This window comes from Pseudogemmobacter sonorensis, from assembly GCF_042762395.1.
In the GTDB taxonomy this organism is placed as follows: domain Bacteria; phylum Pseudomonadota; class Alphaproteobacteria; order Rhodobacterales; family Rhodobacteraceae; genus Pseudogemmobacter; species Pseudogemmobacter sonorensis.
This window is the reverse complement of the sequence record NZ_JBEFZE010000004.1, coordinates 44,676-61,947: the sequence shown is the minus strand read 5'-3', so window position 1 is coordinate 61,947 and position 17,272 is coordinate 44,676. Positions and strand designations below refer to the sequence as shown.

The window sequence follows — 17,272 nt, the reverse complement described above, 5'->3', positions numbered from 1 at the left end:
AAAAAGGATCCGAGCCTGCATCAGGGCCGGGATTCTGCCTGAATTTGCCGAGTTCCTGCACATTTCCGGTCGCTGCCGCAGCGACTTCCCGGTCTTCATCACTAGGCTTGCTGGCCCCACCACGTTTTCAGCGATCCGCTAAAGCCGCGACAGCAGCCCGCCGGGCTGGCGCTGAATCAGGCCCTCCAGCTCGAGCATCAGAAGCTCGCAGGACAATCGCGCCGCCGGCAGGTCGAGGTCGCGGATCAATTGATCCTCGGCCAGTGGGCTGGGGCCGAGCCGGTCCAGAATCAGCCGATGAAGCGCAGCCGTCTCGATCATCGGACGGGCGGATGGGGAGGGGATGGAGGGCGAGGGGACGGGCTGCACTGCGGCAGGCGACTCGGCCGCTGGAAAGGGTGCCGCCGGTAACGCGGCCCGGGGCGCCAGCGCGGCGGACGATGGCGCGGCGGGCCGTGCCGCGGCGGAAAGCCGACCTGCGGAGGCATCCTGGCCTGCGGCGGCGACATTCTGCGCGGAAACGGCGGAATCTACGCCGACTCCTTCCCGAACCCTCCGCTCCGGCACCCCCCGGGGCGCGATCCCCCGGCAGCCCGGAGCGGAGCCCGACCCGTTACCCCCCGAAGCATCCTCGGAGGCGCTTTCCGGGGCCCGGACCATCGCGGCGGGCCGGTCGCCCGGCAAGGGATCGGGCCGAGCCCCTTCCCCGCCGTATCCGGGTCCGTGAACCACATGGCCCGCACCGCCGATCGCCTCCAGCACATCCGCCGCGTCGCGGGCCAGCGTCGCGCCGTCGCGGATCAGCATGTTGCAACCCGCCGCGCGGGCGTCGAACGGATGGCCGGGCACCGCCAGCACCTCGCGCCCCTGGTCAAGCGCCATCCGCGCCGTCAGAAGACTGCCAGACCGCGCCGCGGCCTCGACCACGACGACCGCCCGCGACAGGCCCGAGACGATGCGGTTGCGCAGCGGGAAATGGCGCGCCTGCGGGGCGGTGCCGGGGGGATGTTCGGAAAGGCACAGGCCGCGCGCCGCGATCTCGCCCGCCAGCGCGGCATTCTCGTCGGGATAGACCACATCGACGCCGCCCGCCTGCACCGCCACCGTGCCGCTGTCGAGCGCCGACCGATGCGCCGCCGCATCGATCCCGCGCGCAAGGCCCGAGACCACGACGAACCCGGCCTCGCCCAGTCCCAGGGCCAGCCTGCGCGCCATCCGCAGCCCCAGCGACGAGGCGTTGCGCGCCCCCACCAGCGCCACCATCGGGCGCCGGAGCAGGCCAAGCTCGCCCCTTGCCCAGAAAAGCGGCGGCGCATCGGGCAATTCGCGCAGCGGCGCCGGATAATCGGCATCGTCGAAACAGACCAGCCGCGCCCCGAGCGCGCGGGCCCTTGCCATCTCATCGCGCGCGGCCGCCGTCGAACAGGGGTGATAGTCGCGCAGACCCGCCGCCGCCGCGATCCCGGGCAGGGCGCACAGCGCAGCCCGGACCGATCCATGTTCAGCCCGCAGCCGGTGGAAGGTCACCGCGCCGACGCGGCGGGAACGAATGAGACGAAGCCAGTCCAGCCGGTCTTCCTCCGCACGGGGTGGGGTGGGGTGTGGGGTGTTCGAAAGCTGACCGTCCGCCATACCGCCCTCGCCTCATTCGCGAGTCGGTTATTGCACGGCGCTGGTTAACAGAATCTGAATCGCCCCGGCCCCAATCCCTGCCCCAATCCCGGAAAACGCCGCGACCGCCGCCGGAAGGTCCGCCGCCGTCGCAACTGGACATAGCGAGCCGCCCCTTCTGGATTTACCCGCCCCTGGCCCAAGGATGCTAAGGCCGTCTCGACGCGGCGCGACAGGGCGCGCCCCGCAAAGCTGATGGAGCCAGTGATGAAGAATTCCGATATCGCCAACCGGCGGGTGGAAGCGGTCTCGCGCGGGGTGGGGATGACCACCCAGATCTATGCCGACCGCGCGCTGAACGCCGAGGTCTGGGACGTCGAGGGCAACCGCTATCTCGATTTCGCCGCCGGAATCGCGGTGGTGAACACCGGCCACCGCCATCCCAAGGTGATGGAGGCGGTGAAGGCGCAACTGGACCGCTTCACCCATACCTGCCACCAGGTCATGCCCTACGAGAATTACATCCGTCTGGCCGAGCGGCTGAACGAAAAGGTGCCGGGCGATTTCGCGAAGAAGACGATCTTCGCCACCACCGGCGCCGAAGCCGTTGAAAACGCCGTCAAGATCGCCCGCGTCGCCACCGGCCGCAACGCCATCATCGCCTTCGGCGGCGCCTTCCACGGCCGCACCTTCATGGGGATGACGCTGACCGGCAAGGTCATGCCCTACAAGAAGGGCTTCGGCGCGATGATGCCCGAGGTCTTCCATGTGCCCTATCCGCAGGCCATTCACGAGATCGCCACCGAGGATGCGCTGGAAGGCATCGCGAAACTGTTCAAGAACGATGTCGATCCCGACCGCGTCGCCGCGATCATCTTCGAGCCGGTGCAGGGCGAGGGCGGCTTCTACCCCGCCCCCACCGATTTCGTGAAGGCGCTGCGCCAGCTTTGCGACGATCACGGCATCGTCCTGATCGCGGACGAGGTGCAGACCGGCATCGCCCGCACCGGCACTTTGTTCGCGATGGAGGCCCATGGCGTCGCCGCCGACATCACCTGCATGGCCAAGGGCCTGGGCGGCGGGCTGCCGATCTCGGCGGTGACGGGCCGGGCCGATCTGATGGATGCCAGCCAGCCCGGCGGCCTGGGCGGCACCTATGCCGGAAATCCGCTGGCGGTGGCGGCGGCGAATGCCGTCCTCGACGTGGTCGAGGAGGAGGACCTCTGCGCCCGCGCGACCGAGCTTGGCTCGCGCCTGCGCCAGAAGCTTGAGGAAATCCGCGCCACCACGCCCGAGATCATCGACATCCGTGGCCAGGGCTTCATGGTCGCGGCGGAATTCGGCAAGGACGGCACCAAGGCCCCCGATGCCGCACTGACCCAGCGGATCGTGGCCGAGGCGCTCAAGCGCAACCTGATCCTGCTGACCTGCGGCATCAACGGCAACGTGATCCGCTTCCTGGCGCCGATCACGATCCCCGAGCCACATTTCGCCGAGGCGCTGGCGATCCTTCAGGAATCGGTGGCGGCGGCGCGCAAGGGGTGAAATCCAGAGCCTGCCGGAAGGTTGACGCCTCCGCTGGCTTCATGGAACCTGAAGCTCTGCGCTTCGTGGAACCCGAAGCGGCCGGAGGCGTTGACTGCCGAACCCCGAAAGATGTGAGGTCATCATGAAACCCGTTCTCGTTCTCTTCGCCGCAGCGGCCCTCGGCCTGTCGGCTTGCACCCAGACCGAACAGAATGCCGCCATCGGCGCGCTCGGAGGAGCCGCCGTCGGCGCCGCCGTCTCGTCGGATTCCGACCGCACCAAGGGCGCGATGCTGGGCGCCGTCGTCGGCACCGTCGCGGGCACCATGGTCGGCCAGACCAACACCCGCGGCCAGTGCTATTATGCCGACGGCCGCGGCGGCACCTATATCGCCAGCTGTTGACCTTAGACCCGGGGCCCGAGCCTGCAGGGCCGACGCCATCGTCGGCCCTGTTCGGCAGGGCGGGCTAGACCTTGCCTCATCGTCCCCCGGGCTCGATTTCGGTGGCTTCAACCGGGCTGCGGAAAAGGCGCTTGAGCGGGTTCCGAGCCGGAAATCCTGCCTGCATTGCCCAGTTTCGGCCCGAACCCCGCGCACTTCCAGCTTCTGAACGACCCACCTCCCCTGATCGCCATCACGACCCCCGGCGTGCATCTGCGCCTTTCCAGCCGTTGGGCGACTGATTTCTCCAGCGCGGCGCCGAACGCCTTTTCATCGCCCCCGCGCATTTTCCGCTCCCTCGCATCGAACGGAAAGCGCCCCCTCCGGCCGCCCCTCCGCCACGGCAGGCGCCCCAACGCCACGCCTCCGAAGCCGCGCCCCCTGCCGGTTGCACCTTGGCAGCGCCGCCCTCGCATCTTATGACGCGCGGGTGTCCTCCACCCCGGCCCCTGCCATGACCCCCTCACCAGACGCCCGCCCCAGCGGGTTCGAATTGCGGACCGGCCCGGTGGTGATCGCCGGGCGCGAGGTGCTGGCGCCGATCTCGCTCACCCTGGCCGAGCGGCGCATCGGCATCGTCGGGCGCAACGGCTCGGGCAAGACCACCTTCCTGCGGCTGCTCGCGGGCCTCGTCGCGCCGAAGACGGGCGAGGTGCGGATCGACGGCATCGACCCGTTCAAGGACCGCAAGGGCGCGCTGTCGCGCATCGGCATCCTGTTCCAGAACCCCGAGCACCAGATCCTTTTCCCCACCTGCGAGGAGGAGCTGGCCTTCGGCCTGCGCCAGCAGGGCCTGCCCCAGGTACAGGCGCTGGCCCGCGCCAATGCGCTGCTGGAAACCGAGGGGCGGGCGCATTGGGCGCGCGCGCCGGTCAGTTCGCTGTCGGGCGGGCAGAAGCACTACCTTTGCCTGATGTCGCTGCTGGCGATGGCGCCCGGCACGCTCTTGCTGGACGAGCCCTTCGCCGGGCTCGACCTGCCGACGATCCACCGGCTGACCCGGCGGCTGGCCGCGCTGCCGCAGCGGCTGGTCACCATCGGCCACGACCCTTCCGCCATGGCGGGGATGGAGCGGGTGCTGTGGATCGAGGCCGGGCGGATCGTCGGCGACGGATCCGCGGGCGAGATCCTGCCCGCCTTCACCCGGGAAATGGAACGACTGGGCGCGTGCGATGCTGACACTGACCTCGCCGGTTGAGACGCCCTTCCACCGCGTCAAGGCGGGCTGGAAGCTGGCCGCGCTTTGCGCGGGCACCATCGGGCTCTTCGCGCTGCAGGACCCGCGCCTGCTGGCGGCGGCGCTGGCGGCGGTGGCCGCGCTGCATCTGCCGGGGGGGATGCGCTTCGCCCGGCATGCGCTGGCCATGCTGCGCCCGATCTGGCCCTTCATCGCCGTGGTGGTCCTGTGGCATCTGTGGACGGGCGAGACCCGCAGCGGCGCCGCCATCGCGCTGCGCATGGTGACGGCGGTGGCGGCGGCCAATCTGGTCACCATGACGACGCGGCTTTCCGACATGCTGGCGGTGATCGAGCGGCTGTGCCGCCCGCTCTCGCCCCTGATCCCGCCGCGCCGCCTCGCGCTGGCCTTCGCGCTGACGATCCGCTTCATCCCGACCATGGCCGAGGCCCTGGGCCGGATCCGCGAATCCTGGAGCGCCCGCAGCCCGCGCAGGCCGGGCTGGCGCATCCTCGTCCCCGGGGTGCTCGCCGCGCTCGACGGGGCCGAACAGGCGGCCGAAGCCTTGCGCGCGCGCGGTGGCGCGGACTAAGGTCCGCCGCGCAAACAGGAGCACCTCATGGAACGCAACATCACCTATATCGCGCTTTTCGCCGCGCTGATCGCCATTCTTGGCCTGATCCCGGCGATCAACCTGCATTTCGGCGTGCCGATCACGGCGCAGTCGCTGGCCATCATGCTGTGCGGCACGGTTCTGGGCGCGCGGCGCGGCGCGCTGGCGGTCTTGCTGTTTCTTGCACTCGTCGCAGCGGGCCTGCCGCTGCTGGCGGGCGGGCGCGGTGGGCTCGGGGTGTTCCTGTCGCCCACGGTGGGCTATCTGATCGGCTTCCCGGTCGCGGCCTTCGTCGCGGGCTGGATCGTCGAGAAGACCACGCTTCCGGTGGGGATCGCCGCCGGGGCGGGCGCGGTGATCGGCGGCGTCGGCGTGCTGAACCTGCTGGGGATCCTGGGCATGTCGGTGATGCTGGACAAGACCTTCGCCGAGGCCGCCTATCTGGCCGCCGCCTTCCTGCCCGGCGACATGATCAAGGCGGTGCTGGCGGGCTTCGTCACCCATGCGCTGACCCGGATGCGCCCCGGCGCGGTGCTGTCGCGGGCCTGAGGCCCGGTCCGGCGGGGGCCGATCACCGGGCCCCGCCTCGCCGCCCCCGGGAAAGATGCCGGAGCCTGTCGCATCCCAGCCCGGGCAAGCCCCGGGCGCCGGAACGGATCGGGCGCGGCGCGCGGCAAGGCTCAGGGCAGCAAGGCTCTCGGGGGCGGCAAGGCTCGGGGCCAAAGCCCTGGCGCCAGCCTCAGGCCGGGGCAAGCACCAGCGCCGAGCCGATCCCCCCCGCCGCCGCGATGGCGGCAAGGCCGGGGCCCCCGCCTGGCCGCAGGTCGTGGAACAGCCGCACCGCCAGCACCGCGCCCGAGGCCCCGATCGGATGGCCGCGCGCCAGCCCGCCGCCCCGGGGATTGACGAAGTCGGGGATCGGCCCTTCTCCCTCCGGCAGCGCGCGCGCCGCCAGAGGCCCCTCAATCGGGACAGGCGGAGCCGAGGCAAGCACAGTCCGGGCTTGCTCGGCCAGAGACCCGCTCTGGACGCTCGGCATCGCTTCCCCCTCCAGCAAAGCCCGCGCGGTCAGGATCGCCTGCACCGCATAGGCCTCCATGATCTCGGCCTGCGCCAGATCCCGCGCGGCGATCCCGGCCTCGGCCATGGCCGCCCGCATCGCGGGGATGGCGGCCAGCCCGGGCCATTTGGGATCCGCCGCGCCCCGCGTCGCCGCCCCGGCCACCCGCAACGCCCGCGCGCCCCGGCCCCGGGGCAGAAGATCCCGGGCGACCAGCAGCACGAAGGCCGCGCCATCCGCCGCCACCGCCGCATTGGCGGCGCTGACGCTGCCCCGCAGCAAGGGCGCGCGGGCGGCGATGGCGGGGGTCAGGCGGCGGGTGAACGGGTCCCGCGACTGGCCCGCGATGACCACGATCTCGGGCCAATCCGGGTCCGGTTCCCTCGGGTCCGATTCCCTCGGGTTCGGGCCGCCCGACCTGAGCCCGCCCGGCACGGCGCGGGCGCGGGCATGGCTTTCCACCGCCCAGGCATCCTGCGCATCGCGCGAGACGGCATGGGCCTCGGCCAGGGCAGCGGCGGCCTCGGTCATCCCGGGATCACGCCCGGGCCAAGGCGTGAACGGGGCCTGGTCGTAGGGCCGGAAGCCCCCCGCCCCGTCGGGGGCCGCGCGCTGCGGGCGGCGCGAGGCGCTTTCCACCCCGCCCGCGATCACCACTCGCGCCCGCCCCGCCGCGATCAGCGCGGCGCCAAGCGCGATGGCATCCAGCCCGCCCGCGCATTGCCGGTCGATCGACAGCCCCGCGACATGTCCGGGCAGGCCCGCCGCCAGGGCGATGCGCCGCGCCGGATTGCCGCCCAGTCCCACGGCCTCGGCCACGATCAGCTCGTCGACATCGGCGGATCCGATCCCGCAGACCGACGCGGCATCGGCCAGAAGCGCCGTCACGACCGGGGTGGCCAGGTCCTCGATCCGCAGCCCGGCGAAGGCCCCGCCCCGGGGCACCACCGCGCTGCGCCGCGCCGCGATGATGCGCGCGACCATCCTCACGCCCCCTTCGCCAGCGCGGCAAGATCGCTCTTGCCCGAGGCGGTCTCGGGCCAGTCCCGCCGCCACACCAGGCGGCGCGGCGCCACCAGCGGCTCCAGGCGCGCGCGCAGGGCGGCCAGAATCGCGCCCTCCTGCCCCGGATCGCCCATCACCACGGCATAAAGCCGCTGGCCCCGCCGCGCATCCGGCTCGGCCAGCACGGCGGCGCGGGCCAGCCCGGGCAGGGTTTCAAGGAAAGCCTCGATCTCTTCGGGAAAGACATTGCGGTCGGCCACGGTGACCATCCGCCCCTTGCGGCCCGAGAGATAGAGGCAGCCCCCCTCGATCCGGCCCATCTCGCCCACCGAAAGCCAGTCGCCCGCGCGCCGCGCCTGGCCCGAGAGCGGCGGCGCCTCACCCGGATCAAGGGCGTATCCGTCGAAAAGGTAAGGGCTTTTCACCCAGACCTCACCGGCGCGGATCTCGATCTCCACCCCCGGATAGGGGCGGCCGACCGATTCCGCCGGGGTGGCGGCATCGGCGAGGGTGACGAAGCTCGTCTCCGCGGCGCCGTAGAATTCGCGCAAAGCCGCCCCCGGGGCCAGCCGCGCCAGATGCGCGCGCAAGCCGGGGTCGAGCTTCGATCCCCCGACCAGCACCAGCCGCAGGTCCGGCAGCGGATGGTCCAGCCCGCGCAATTGCGCGGGCGTGGCATAGACCACATCGACCCGGCGCGCGGCCAGCGCGCGGCCCTGCCGGTCGGGACGCAGACCGCCCAGCAGATGGGTCTCGGCCCCCAGATGCATCGCCTCCAGCGCGCCGTAAAGCGACAGCGAATGCACCAGACCGCCCAGAACCGCCACGCGCCGCCCCGGCCCCAGGCCGAACAGCCCGGCATTGACCGCGAAACCCGCCGTCCAGCTTTCGACGCCGCGCGCGATCCGGCGCGGGCGGCCGGTGGAGCCGGAGGTCAGGGTCTCGAACCCCCGCGCGGGGGCCGCGCCGGTTCCACCGATGCGAAAGCCCCGGCCAAGCGCCAGCGCATGGCAAAGCGCAAGCGGCGCGGGCTCGGGCGCGGGCAAGGGCTGCGGCTGCAGCGCCTCGCCAAGGGGATGCACCTCCGCGCCCTCGGGGCCGAAAGCCCGGGCCTCGGGGTGCCAGCGAAACCGGGGCTCAGCCATCTTCCCCGGCGGGGCCCGCAGACCCGGAAAAGCCCGAGAATTCCGCCGCCAGCCCCAGGGCCGCCCGGCGCAAAAGCGCCATGTCGACGCCGACCGCCGTGAACCGCGTGCCCAGGCCGATGCAGCGGCGCGCGAAATCGAGGTCCAGCGTCAGGATGCCCGAGGGCTTGCCGATGGCGCGCAGCCGCGCGATCGCCTCTTCGATCTTGGCCACCACCGCCGGATGCCCGGTCTGCCCCGCCAGACCCATCGAGGCCGAGAGGTCGGCGGGCCCGATGAAGACCGCATCGACGCCATCGACCGAGGCGATCTCCTCGATCCGCGCAACCGCATCGGCGGTCTCGACCTGGACGATCAGGCACAGCTCTTCCTCGGCGCGGGCGATGTAATCGGCGACCGCGCCATAGCGGCTGGCCCGCGTCAGGCCGGCAAGGCCCCGGATCCCCCTTGGCGCGTAGCGCATGGCGCGCACGGCGGCCTCGGCCTCTTCGGGGCTCTGGACATAGGGCACCATAAGGGTCAGCGCGCCCATGTCCAGCGCGCGCTTGATCAGCACGGCCGAGTTCTCCTGCACCCGCACCACCGGCGCGACGGGCGAGGCGGCGACGGCCTGCAGCATGCCATGGATGTCGGGCAGATCGGTCAGCGCATGTTCGGTGTCGAGCAGGATCCAGTCGAAGCCGGTCCCGGCCAGCAATTCCGCCGTCACCCCGCCCGGAAGGGTGCACCAGATGCCGATCTGGCTGCGCCCTTCGGCCAGGGCGCGCTTGAAGCCGTTCGGCGGCAGGGGGTGCGGCGCGCTCATGCCGACACCAGCGCCGCCATGCGCCGCAGCGCCAGCAGATAGCCCTGGGTGCCGAAGCCCGCGATCACGCCCTCGGCCCGGGCCGAGACGAAGGAATGGTGGCGGAAGGCCTCGCGCCGGTGGATGTTCGAGATATGCACCTCGAGCACCGGCCCCTCGAAAGCGTTCAGCGCGTCCAGAATCGCCACGGAAGTATGCGAATAGGCGCCGGGATTGATGATGATCCCCGCCGCCCCCTCGCGCGCGGCCTGGATGCGGTCGACCAGCGCGCCCTCGTGGTTCGACTGGAACGGATCGAGCGCAAGCCCAAGCTCGGCCGCCAGGGCAGAGGCGGCGGCCACCACGTCGTCAAGCGTCTCGGCGCCGTAGATTTCCGGCTCGCGCCTGCCCAGCAGGTTCAGGTTGGGGCCGTTCAGGAAGGTGATCAGCTTGGTCATCGGCAGCAGTCCCTCAAGGAATGGCGCGACGATAGAGGATTGCCCGGCGCGGACAAGTCCCGCCGCCGCCCGGCAGGCCGATGCGCCGATGCGCCGATGCGCCGATGCGCCGATGCGCCGATGCGCCGATGCGCCGATGCGCCGATGCGCCGATGCGCCGATGCGCCGATGCGCCGATGCGCCGATGCGAACAGCCCTCGCGCGGCGGGGCAAGGGGGTCGGAGGGGAAATGCGCGCAGTTCCTTGACCGTTGGCGGGCCGGGACTGTGCGCAAACCCGGATTTCGAGCCTCGCCCGCGAACAGCGCCCCCCGCGGCTATCCTCACCGGCACCGGGAGGGAGGCTGGCGATGCCCCGGGCTTCGAAGAACGTGCTTATCGGCCTTGCGTCCACCCGTCACGTTTCGACACGGCCCCGGCCGGAGGCGGGCCCGCAGCCGAAATCAGGCGACATGCTCCAGCGCGGGCTGAAGGCCAAGGGCGCGCACCACCTCGCGCGTCAGATGCGGGCGGTTGAGGGTGTAGAAATGCAGATCCTCCACCCCGCCCTCGATCAGCCGCTCGCAAAGCTGGCTGCATTGGGCCAGCGCATAAACCCCCTCGCGACCGTCGCCGACGGCGCGGGTGAAGGCCTCGTCCAGCCGGGGCGGGATCTTCGCGCCGCAACGGGCGGCGAATTTCTTCGTACCCTCCCACGAGATCACCGGCAGGATGCCCGGAATGATCGGCGCGTCGATCCCCGAGGCCGCGCAGGCGTCGCGGAACCGGAAGAAGGTCTCGGCCTCGAAGAAGAACTGGGTGATGGCCGAGGTCGCGCCCGCGTCGATCTTGCGCTTGAGGAAATCGACATCGGCGGCGGTGGTGGGGCTGTCGGGATGCGGCTCGGGATAGGCGCCGACGCGGATCCTGAACCGCCCCGTCGCCGCCAGCGCCTCGACCAGTTCCACCGAAGAGGCGAAACCCTCGGGATGCGGGGTCCAGCACGCGGCGCCTTTCGGCGCATCACCGCGCAGGGCGACGATCTCGGTCACGCCGACCTCGGCATAGGATTGCGCGATTTCCAGCGTCTCGGCGCGCGAAGCATCGACGCAGGTCAGATGCGCCGCGACGTTCAATCCGTAGTTGCGATGGATCGTCGCCACCGCCTCATGCGTCAGCTTGCGCGTGGTGCCGCCCGCGCCATAGGTGACCGAGACGAATTCCGGCTTCACCGACGCCAGCGCCTGCACGGTTTCCCACAGGCGGAACGACGCGTCCAGCGTCTGCGGCGGGAAGAACTCGAACGAGATGCGCGGCGCCCTGGACATGATCCGTCTCCTTTTCCAGGCCCCTTGTCGCAGCTTTTCGAATGTGAGACCAATTCATAATTCTCACGATCTTAATGAGCAGACCTCATGTATGTCGAGATCAAGCACCTGCGCACCATCCGCGCGATCCACCAGGCGGGGGGGCTCGCGCGCGCGGCCGAGATCCTGAACATGACCCAGTCCGCGCTGTCGCATCAGGTGGCGGGGCTTGAGGATCAGGCCGGGATGGAGCTGTTCGTCCGCCGCTCGAAACCGATGCGGCTTTCGGCGGCCGGGCACCGGATGCTGCGCGCCGCCGAGCGCATCCTGCCCGAGATCGACGCCATGGAAGAGGAATTCGCCGCGCTCCGCTCGGGCAAGACCGGGCGGCTGCATATCACGCTGGAATGCCATGCCTGCTACGACTGGCTGTTTCCGGTGCTTGAGATGTTCCGCCACGCCTGGCCCGAGGTGGATGTCGACATCCGCGCGGGCCTGGCCTTCGACGCCCTGCCCGCCCTGAACCGCGAAGAGGTGGATCTGGTGATCTCCTCGGATCCCAAGGACCTGCCGGGGGTCACCTTCAACCCGCTCTTCGACTATCACCCGACCTTCGTCTGCTCGACCCAGAACCCCTTGTCCGAAAAGGCTTTCATCACCGCCGAGGATTTCCGCGACCAGATCCTGATCACCTATCCGGTCGGGCGCGACCGGCTGGATGTCTTCACCGAGATGCTGACCCCCGCCAAGGTCGAGCCGCGCGGCCACCGCACCGCCGAGCTGACGGCGGTGATCCTGATGCTGGTCGGATCGAACCGCGGCGTCTCGGTCCTGCCCGACTGGGTGATGCGCGAGGTCAGGACCAGCGCCGGTTACGTCACCCGCCCGCTGGGGGATCCGCCCGCCTCAAAGCGGATGTATGCCGCCACCCGCGACGAGGATGCCGCGAAACCCTTCATGGCGCATTTCCTGCGCCTGGCCCGGGTCGAGGCTGTTAAGCTGCAGCGCATCCCCTGAGCGATTCGCGCCCGCCCCCGGCCGCAGGCGGGCGGGCGACTGTTTTCGCAGCGATTTCCTGCACATGTCGAACATCCGCGACCGGCGGACCGCCGTCGCGGCGCCATGACGCACAGGCGCAACGGATTGTTCACGCTTGCGGCGTTGACCGTGGGGCCCGGGCGGAAAACCTGCAACCCGGATGATGGATTCTCGATGGGATGGAAGAAGATGGCCATCAGCCCCCCTCCGGTCCGCTCCCTGCCGCGGCGATGATCCTCGCGGCCTTCCTGGCCCTCGCCCCGGCGGGCATGGCCTCGGCCGGGAAGATCGAGTCCGGGTCTCGATCTCGGCGCAGATGATGGAGGCCTTCCAGGACGGCGCCAAGCTTTGCGACTGGCCGGTCTCGACCGCGCGGGCGGGCCATGCCACGCCGACCGGGGAATATGCGCCGCAATTCCTGTCGGAATACCACCGCTCCAGCCTCTGCAACAATGCGCCGATGCCGTTTTCGATCTTCTACGACGGCAATTACGTCATCCACGGCACCGATCAGGAATCGAAACTGGGCCGCCCGGCCTCGGCGGGCGGCCTCCGGCTCAGCCGCGCCAATGCGGAAATCCTGTTCTCGATGGTCCAAACCGGGGGATGGAGAATATGCGCGCGGTGATCCTCGACTAGGGCCCGCGCGGGGGTCGGGCGGAGATCAGGCCGCCGTGTAATGCAGCAGGTCGAAACTGACGTTCACCGCGACCGCCCCCTCCGCCGCCGCCCGGGGGCGCAGCAGCGCGGCCAGCCTGCGGCCAAGCTCGGCGGCATATTCCGCGTCGCGGTGCGGCTTGGGCAGCAGCGACAGGCGCAGGAAGATATGGCTGTGGTGGAACTCGGCCACCGGATGGGCGCGGCCCTTGCAGACCCCGGCCCCGGCGTCGAACGCGCGGACCAGATCCTCGATCGCGGCCAGGGTCTCGGCGCGGGAAAAGTCGTTGTCGGTGGTGAAGTAAAGATCGGCCTGGGGCATTTCGGGACGCTTTCGGAATCGAGGGATCAAGGGCGCTGGCACCGGACGGGGCCCGGCCAGCGGAGGGAACATGGCAGATCGCGCCCCGGCGCGAAAGCGGCAAGGTCGCGGGGCCGGGCGCCCCGCGGCCGCCCCTACCCGGCCAGCCGCCGCCTCAACCGCCGCAGCATCCGCCGCACGATGATGCGATGCGCCGGCCCGACCGGCAGCATGTAGACCCGCCCGAAGCGGTTGTGCGTCACCACCGAGGAGGTGATCGCGATCCACCGCCCCGCCGTGGAAATGGTCGTCATCACGTCGAGATGGCGGTCGCGCTCGGTCAGCACCAGAAGATCGGGCGCCGCGCGCTCGACCAGGAAGAAATCCAGCCGCTCGCCCTCGGCCACCGTCTCGCGCCGCCGCCCCGAAAAGCCGCCGATCCGCCGCACGCCGAAGCGCGATGAAATCGCGTCGCGGATGCGGAAGGCCAGCCGCATCAGGGGCTGCGGCGCCGCCATCATCAGGTTCCAGGCCTCCAGTGCCGTAAGGGCGGCCGACAGTTCCGCCAGCGCGCGGTCGTAGAAATCCAGCTCCGCCCGGGGGGCGAGCGTGGCCGTCGGCGGCTCGTCCCCGGTGGGTGTCTGCAGGTCTCGCTTCATCTGCCGCCCTCGCGCATCGCGGTTCGCTCCCTCCGAAGGAATACACTGGCAGCCCCCCCCTTGCACAGATCGCCCCGCCGCGATCCGCAGGCTTCCCTTCCCCGCGCTTTGGCTGTAGGAACCGCCCGTTCCAGCCGATACCAGCCGCGGGAGAGTCCCATGCAGGGCAGCGCCAACCTGAACCTGATGATCAAGGCCGCGCGCAAGGCCGCGCGCGCGCTGGTCAAGGACTTCCGCGAGGTCGAGAACCTCCAGGTCTCGGCCAAGGGCCCGGGCGATTTCGTCTCCAAGGCCGACCGCGAGGCCGAGCGCATCATCAAGGAGGAACTCCTCGGCGCCCGACCGACCTATGGCTGGCTGGGCGAGGAAACCGGAACCGCCGAGGGCCAGGACCCGACCCGGCGCTGGATCGTCGACCCTCTCGACGGCACCACCAATTTCCTGCACGGCATCCCGCATTGGGCGATCTCGATCGCGCTGGAGCACAAGGGCGAAATCGTCTCGGCGGTGGTCTACGACCCGGCCAAGGACGAGATGTTCTTCGCCGAAAAGGGCGCGGGCTGCTGGCTGAACGACAATCGCCGCCTGCGGGTCTCGGGCCGTCGCGCCCTGCACGAATCGATCTTCGCGACCGGCGTGCCCTTCGGCGCGAAACGCACGCTCCCCGCCACGCTGAAGGATTTCTCGCAGCTTCTGCCCGCCACGGCGGGGGTGCGGCGGATGGGGGCGGCGGCGCTCGACCTCGCCTGGGTCGCCGCCGGGCGCTACGAGGGCTATTGGGAGCGCGAGCTGAACGCCTGGGACATCGCCGCAGGCATCTTGCTGGTGAAAGAGGCGGGCGGACTGGTCGAGGGCCTGCGCGAAGGCCAGGATCCGCTGGAAAGCGGCTCGGTCCTGGCGGCGAACGAACAGATCTTCGCCAGTTTCGCCAAAACCCTGCGCGGCTGACCCCGCCGCCCACCAGACCCGCCGCATGCGCCTGCTGCCGGGCCCCGTGCCATCAGGCGCCCCCCTCCCCGGCCTTCCGCCAAGCCCCGCGGAAAGCCCATTTCTTCTTTGCAAAAATATCCCCCGCGGAGCGTCCCCGGCCAGCCCAAAAAAAACCCACCAAGCCCGTTGCGATCAGGCCCCACCCCCACCGCGCGCCGCCCCCAGCCGCCGTTAACCCCGGCGCAATATCCTCCCCGGCAAAGCCCGCTCCCCGGAGGATGAAATGTCTGACGCCACCCCGCTTCTCGGCCTGCCGCTGATTCTGCCCGCACAGGCGCAAAAGCATGTCACCCATAACGAGGCTTTGCGCATGCTCGACATCACGGTCCAGCTTTCGGTGCTGGACCGCGACCGCAACGCCCCGCCCGAAACCCCCGCCGAGGGCGACCGCCATCTCGTCGCCACCACCGGAACCGCGACCGGGGACTGGGTCGGACAGGAGAACAGCGTCGCCACCTTCCTGGCCGGAGCCTGGCTGCATCTGGCGCCGCAAGAGGGTTGGCGCGCCTGGGTCGCCGCTGAGGGGCGGATGCTGACCTATGGCGCGGGCGGCTGGTCGGACGGCGCCGCCTTCGGGCAGATCGGCGTCAATGCGGCGGCGGATGCGACCAACCGGCTGGCGGTCTCCTCGCCCGCGACGCTGCTCAACCATGCCGGCGGCGGGCACCAGCTCAAGCTGAACAAGGCCGCCAGCACCGATACCGCCAGCCTGCTGTTCCAGAGCCAGTGGTCGGGCCGGGCCGAAATGGGGCTCGCGGGAAGCGATGCCTTCTCGATCAAGGTCAGCCCCGACGGCGCCAGCTTCCACACCACGCTCGAAGCCCTGCCCGCGACCGGCCGCGCCCGCCTGCCCAACGGGGCCGAGGTCACCGGCCAGATCACCGGCAGCGCCGTGACCCAAAGCGCCCAGGACACCACCCCGGGACGGCTGACGCGCACCGGCGACGGCGGCCTGTTGGGCGCGCCGCTGGCCGCCCCGGCCAATATCGGCGCGACCGACGGCAGCCTGCCCCCGGGGGCATGGATGGCGGGGTCGAGCGGCGCGATCACCTCGGGCCTGCCCGCCGCGCTGGCGGGCGCGGCGCAGGTCTATCTGTTCCACCACCGCCGTGGGCCCGAGGCCGAGATGCAGATCCTTCTGGCCGAGGAGGCCGCGGCCGAAGCCGATCGCGGGCTCTGGCTGCGCCGCCGCTCGGGCGCGGCCTGGGGCGGATGGAAGCGGCTTTTCGACTGGACCAACATCGTCGGCCCGGTCAGCCAGTCGGGCGGCACCCCTTCGGGCGCGGTGATCGAGCGCGGCACCAACGCCAATGGCGCCTATACCCGTTTCGCCGACGGCACCCAGATCTGCACCCGCGATTTCAGCCAGTCGGTGGCCATCGCCACCGCCGCGCCCCTAGGCGGGTTCGTCTCGGCGGGAACGGCGGTGACCTGGGCCGCCGCCTTCGCCGCAGCCCCGGTGGTCAGCACATCGGTCCGGGCGGGGGCGCTCGGCCTCCTCGCGGGGTCGGTGACGGCGAGCGGCGCCACGCTGAGCTGGAGCGCGATCTCCAGCCAGGCTTCCGCGGCGCGCGGCGGCGGGGTGATCGCGGTCGGGGCCTGGTTCTGAGGGTCGGGGATCTGAGGGCCGGGGATTCGAGGACCGGAAGGCCCGGCGCTCAGCCGTCGTTGAGGATGTAGCTGCGGTAGCGGCTCAGCATGACCAGCCCGATGCAGGTGGTCAGCAACCCGACCCAGAACACATAAAGCGGCGAGACATAGGCCCCGTCATAGGACGGGAAAAGCCCCTGGCGCATCTTGCCGACGATATGGACGATCGGGTTGAACCACAGCCATTTGGCATAGTCGCTCGGCACCGATTCGAAGGTGAAGAAGGTGCAGGAGACCAAAAGCAGCGGCCGGTTCAGAATGGCCCAGATCCGCTCCCACACCGGAAAGACCGCCGTCAGGAAGCTGTTCAGCGTGCCGACCCCCAGCCCAAGGCAGATCGCCATCATGACCGCGACCAGCAGCGCGGGCAGGTCGAGGATGACATCCAGCCGCTCCATCAGGATGATGCCCGCCAGGATGGTCGTCATCACGATCAATTGCGTCAGCCCGTTCAGCAAAAGCCGCGCGACGATGGCGTCGATGAAGGTCACGCCCGGGTAGAACAGCAGCGGCTGCGAGAACCGCAGGGCCGAAGCGATCTTTCCCGAAATGTCCATGTAAAGAAAGAACGGCAGCAGCCCCGAGGCGTAGAAATAGGAAAAGCTGGTGCCCATCGGCGGCGAATGCGCGACGATCATGAAGACGATGGTCAGCAGCAAGATCCCGGCCACCGGCTCGATGAAGGCCCATAGATAGCCGATGGCGGTGCGGCCATAGCTGGTCGAGATCTCGCGCAGGACCAGGGCGAGAACCGTGCGCGCCATGCGAAAGCGCCGGTTGGTGTTCGGGGTGCGGGCCTGTTCGCTCATCTGGTCTTTCCTGCGCCAATCCCCGCCGAAGGGGCGGGCGGGCATGTCCCATCGCGGACAG

At 70.4% G+C, this 17,272-nt stretch carries 17 protein-coding genes and 2 pseudogenes; 9 read left to right on the top strand and 10 right to left on the bottom strand.

Annotation, left to right across the window (positions count from 1 at the left end):
- Positions 1 to 138 precede the first annotated feature (138 nt).
- Together ABNX41_RS04450 and dprA are read right to left on the bottom strand one after the other, a co-directional pair.
- Positions 139 to 324, bottom strand: a pseudogene (locus ABNX41_RS04450) (DprA-like winged helix domain-containing protein); the annotation flags it as partial.
- Between the two features lie 294 nt (positions 325 to 618).
- Positions 619 to 1,632 (bottom strand): annotated as a pseudogene (gene dprA / locus ABNX41_RS04445) (DNA-processing protein DprA); the annotation flags it as partial.
- Between the two features lie 246 nt (positions 1,633 to 1,878).
- Here dprA and ABNX41_RS04440 point away from each other — a divergent pair.
- From ABNX41_RS04440 to ABNX41_RS04420, 5 genes are all read left to right on the top strand, one after another.
- Positions 1,879 to 3,156 (top strand): 4-aminobutyrate--2-oxoglutarate transaminase, encoded by a 1,278-nt coding sequence (locus ABNX41_RS04440; protein WP_438668523.1) that lies wholly within the window; start codon positions 1,879 to 1,881, stop codon positions 3,154 to 3,156.
- Between the two features lie 124 nt (positions 3,157 to 3,280).
- On the top strand, positions 3,281 to 3,541 hold the full coding sequence (locus ABNX41_RS04435) for a YMGG-like glycine zipper-containing protein (RefSeq protein ID WP_438668522.1): 261 nt from the start codon (positions 3,281 to 3,283) through the stop codon (positions 3,539 to 3,541).
- A gap of 493 nt (positions 3,542 to 4,034) precedes the next feature.
- The gene (locus ABNX41_RS04430; protein WP_438668521.1) at positions 4,035 to 4,778 is read left to right on the top strand and encodes an energy-coupling factor ABC transporter ATP-binding protein; all 744 of its coding nucleotides are present in this window, start codon (positions 4,035 to 4,037) and stop codon (positions 4,776 to 4,778) included.
- Positions 4,753 to 5,349 carry an energy-coupling factor transporter transmembrane component T family protein gene (locus tag ABNX41_RS04425; RefSeq protein WP_438668520.1) on the top strand — a complete coding sequence of 199 codons (597 nt, stop codon included), beginning with the start codon at positions 4,753 to 4,755 and terminating at the stop codon, positions 5,347 to 5,349. The genes ABNX41_RS04430 and ABNX41_RS04425 overlap by 26 nt, the downstream gene beginning before the upstream one ends.
- A 27-nt stretch (positions 5,350 to 5,376) precedes the next feature.
- Positions 5,377 to 5,919 carry a biotin transporter BioY gene (locus ABNX41_RS04420; protein ID WP_438668519.1) on the top strand — a complete coding sequence of 181 codons (543 nt, stop codon included), beginning with the start codon at positions 5,377 to 5,379 and terminating at the stop codon, positions 5,917 to 5,919.
- A 190-nt stretch (positions 5,920 to 6,109) separates the two neighbouring features.
- On the opposite strand, the gene ABNX41_RS04415 is transcribed toward ABNX41_RS04420, so the two are convergent.
- The 5 genes from ABNX41_RS04415 to metF form a co-directional block, all read right to left on the bottom strand.
- Complete coding sequence (locus ABNX41_RS04415) at positions 6,110 to 7,414, bottom strand: thiolase family protein (RefSeq protein ID WP_438668518.1); 1,305 nt, start codon at positions 7,412 to 7,414, stop codon at positions 6,110 to 6,112.
- A gap of 2 nt (positions 7,415 to 7,416) precedes the next feature.
- Positions 7,417 to 8,580 (bottom strand): AMP-binding protein, encoded by a 1,164-nt coding sequence (locus ABNX41_RS04410; protein ID WP_438668517.1) that lies wholly within the window; start codon positions 8,578 to 8,580, stop codon positions 7,417 to 7,419.
- Positions 8,573 to 9,385, bottom strand: a complete 813-nt coding sequence (locus tag ABNX41_RS04405; protein WP_438668516.1) for an HpcH/HpaI aldolase family protein — start codon at positions 9,383 to 9,385, stop codon at positions 8,573 to 8,575. The genes ABNX41_RS04410 and ABNX41_RS04405 overlap by 8 nt, the downstream gene beginning before the upstream one ends.
- Positions 9,382 to 9,822, bottom strand: a complete 441-nt coding sequence (gene aroQ, locus ABNX41_RS04400; protein ID WP_438668515.1) for a type II 3-dehydroquinate dehydratase — start codon at positions 9,820 to 9,822, stop codon at positions 9,382 to 9,384. Before aroQ ends, ABNX41_RS04405 begins: the two co-directional genes overlap by 4 nt.
- Before the next feature lie 442 nt (positions 9,823 to 10,264).
- On the bottom strand, positions 10,265 to 11,128 hold the full coding sequence (gene metF / locus ABNX41_RS04395) for a methylenetetrahydrofolate reductase [NAD(P)H] (protein ID WP_438668514.1): 864 nt from the start codon (positions 11,126 to 11,128) through the stop codon (positions 10,265 to 10,267).
- Positions 11,129 to 11,215: 87 nt separating this feature from the next.
- On the opposite strand from metF, the gene ABNX41_RS04390 reads away from it, so the two are divergent.
- Both ABNX41_RS04390 and ABNX41_RS04385 read left to right on the top strand, forming a co-directional pair.
- The gene (locus ABNX41_RS04390) at positions 11,216 to 12,124 is read left to right on the top strand and encodes a LysR family transcriptional regulator (protein WP_438668513.1); all 909 of its coding nucleotides are present in this window, start codon (positions 11,216 to 11,218) and stop codon (positions 12,122 to 12,124) included.
- Between the two features lie 181 nt (positions 12,125 to 12,305).
- Positions 12,306 to 12,773, top strand: a complete 468-nt coding sequence (locus ABNX41_RS04385) for a L,D-transpeptidase (RefSeq protein ID WP_438668512.1) — start codon at positions 12,306 to 12,308, stop codon at positions 12,771 to 12,773.
- Positions 12,774 to 12,809: 36 nt separating this feature from the next.
- On the opposite strand, the gene ABNX41_RS04380 is transcribed toward ABNX41_RS04385, so the two are convergent.
- Together ABNX41_RS04380 and ABNX41_RS04375 are read right to left on the bottom strand one after the other, a co-directional pair.
- Positions 12,810 to 13,124, bottom strand: coding sequence for a hypothetical protein (locus ABNX41_RS04380; protein WP_438668511.1), 315 nt, complete (start codon positions 13,122 to 13,124; stop codon positions 12,810 to 12,812).
- A gap of 134 nt (positions 13,125 to 13,258) precedes the next feature.
- Entirely contained in the window at positions 13,259 to 13,762 is a 504-nt protein-coding gene (locus tag ABNX41_RS04375; protein WP_438668510.1) for a DUF2867 domain-containing protein, read from the bottom strand.
- Positions 13,763 to 13,921: 159 nt separating this feature from the next.
- Between ABNX41_RS04375 and ABNX41_RS04370 the strand changes: the two genes are divergently transcribed.
- Positions 13,922 to 14,710: an inositol monophosphatase family protein gene (locus ABNX41_RS04370; protein ID WP_438668509.1), complete on the top strand. Its 789-nt coding sequence runs from the start codon at positions 13,922 to 13,924 to the stop codon at positions 14,708 to 14,710.
- Positions 14,711 to 14,975: 265 nt separating this feature from the next.
- On the top strand, positions 14,976 to 16,361 hold the full coding sequence (locus ABNX41_RS04365) for a DUF2793 domain-containing protein (protein WP_438668508.1): 1,386 nt from the start codon (positions 14,976 to 14,978) through the stop codon (positions 16,359 to 16,361).
- Positions 16,362 to 16,410: 49 nt separating this feature from the next.
- On the opposite strand, the gene ABNX41_RS04360 is transcribed toward ABNX41_RS04365, so the two are convergent.
- Positions 16,411 to 17,211 (bottom strand): ABC transporter permease, encoded by an 801-nt coding sequence (locus ABNX41_RS04360; RefSeq protein ID WP_438668507.1) that lies wholly within the window; start codon positions 17,209 to 17,211, stop codon positions 16,411 to 16,413.
- Positions 17,212 to 17,272: the final 61 nt, after the last annotated feature.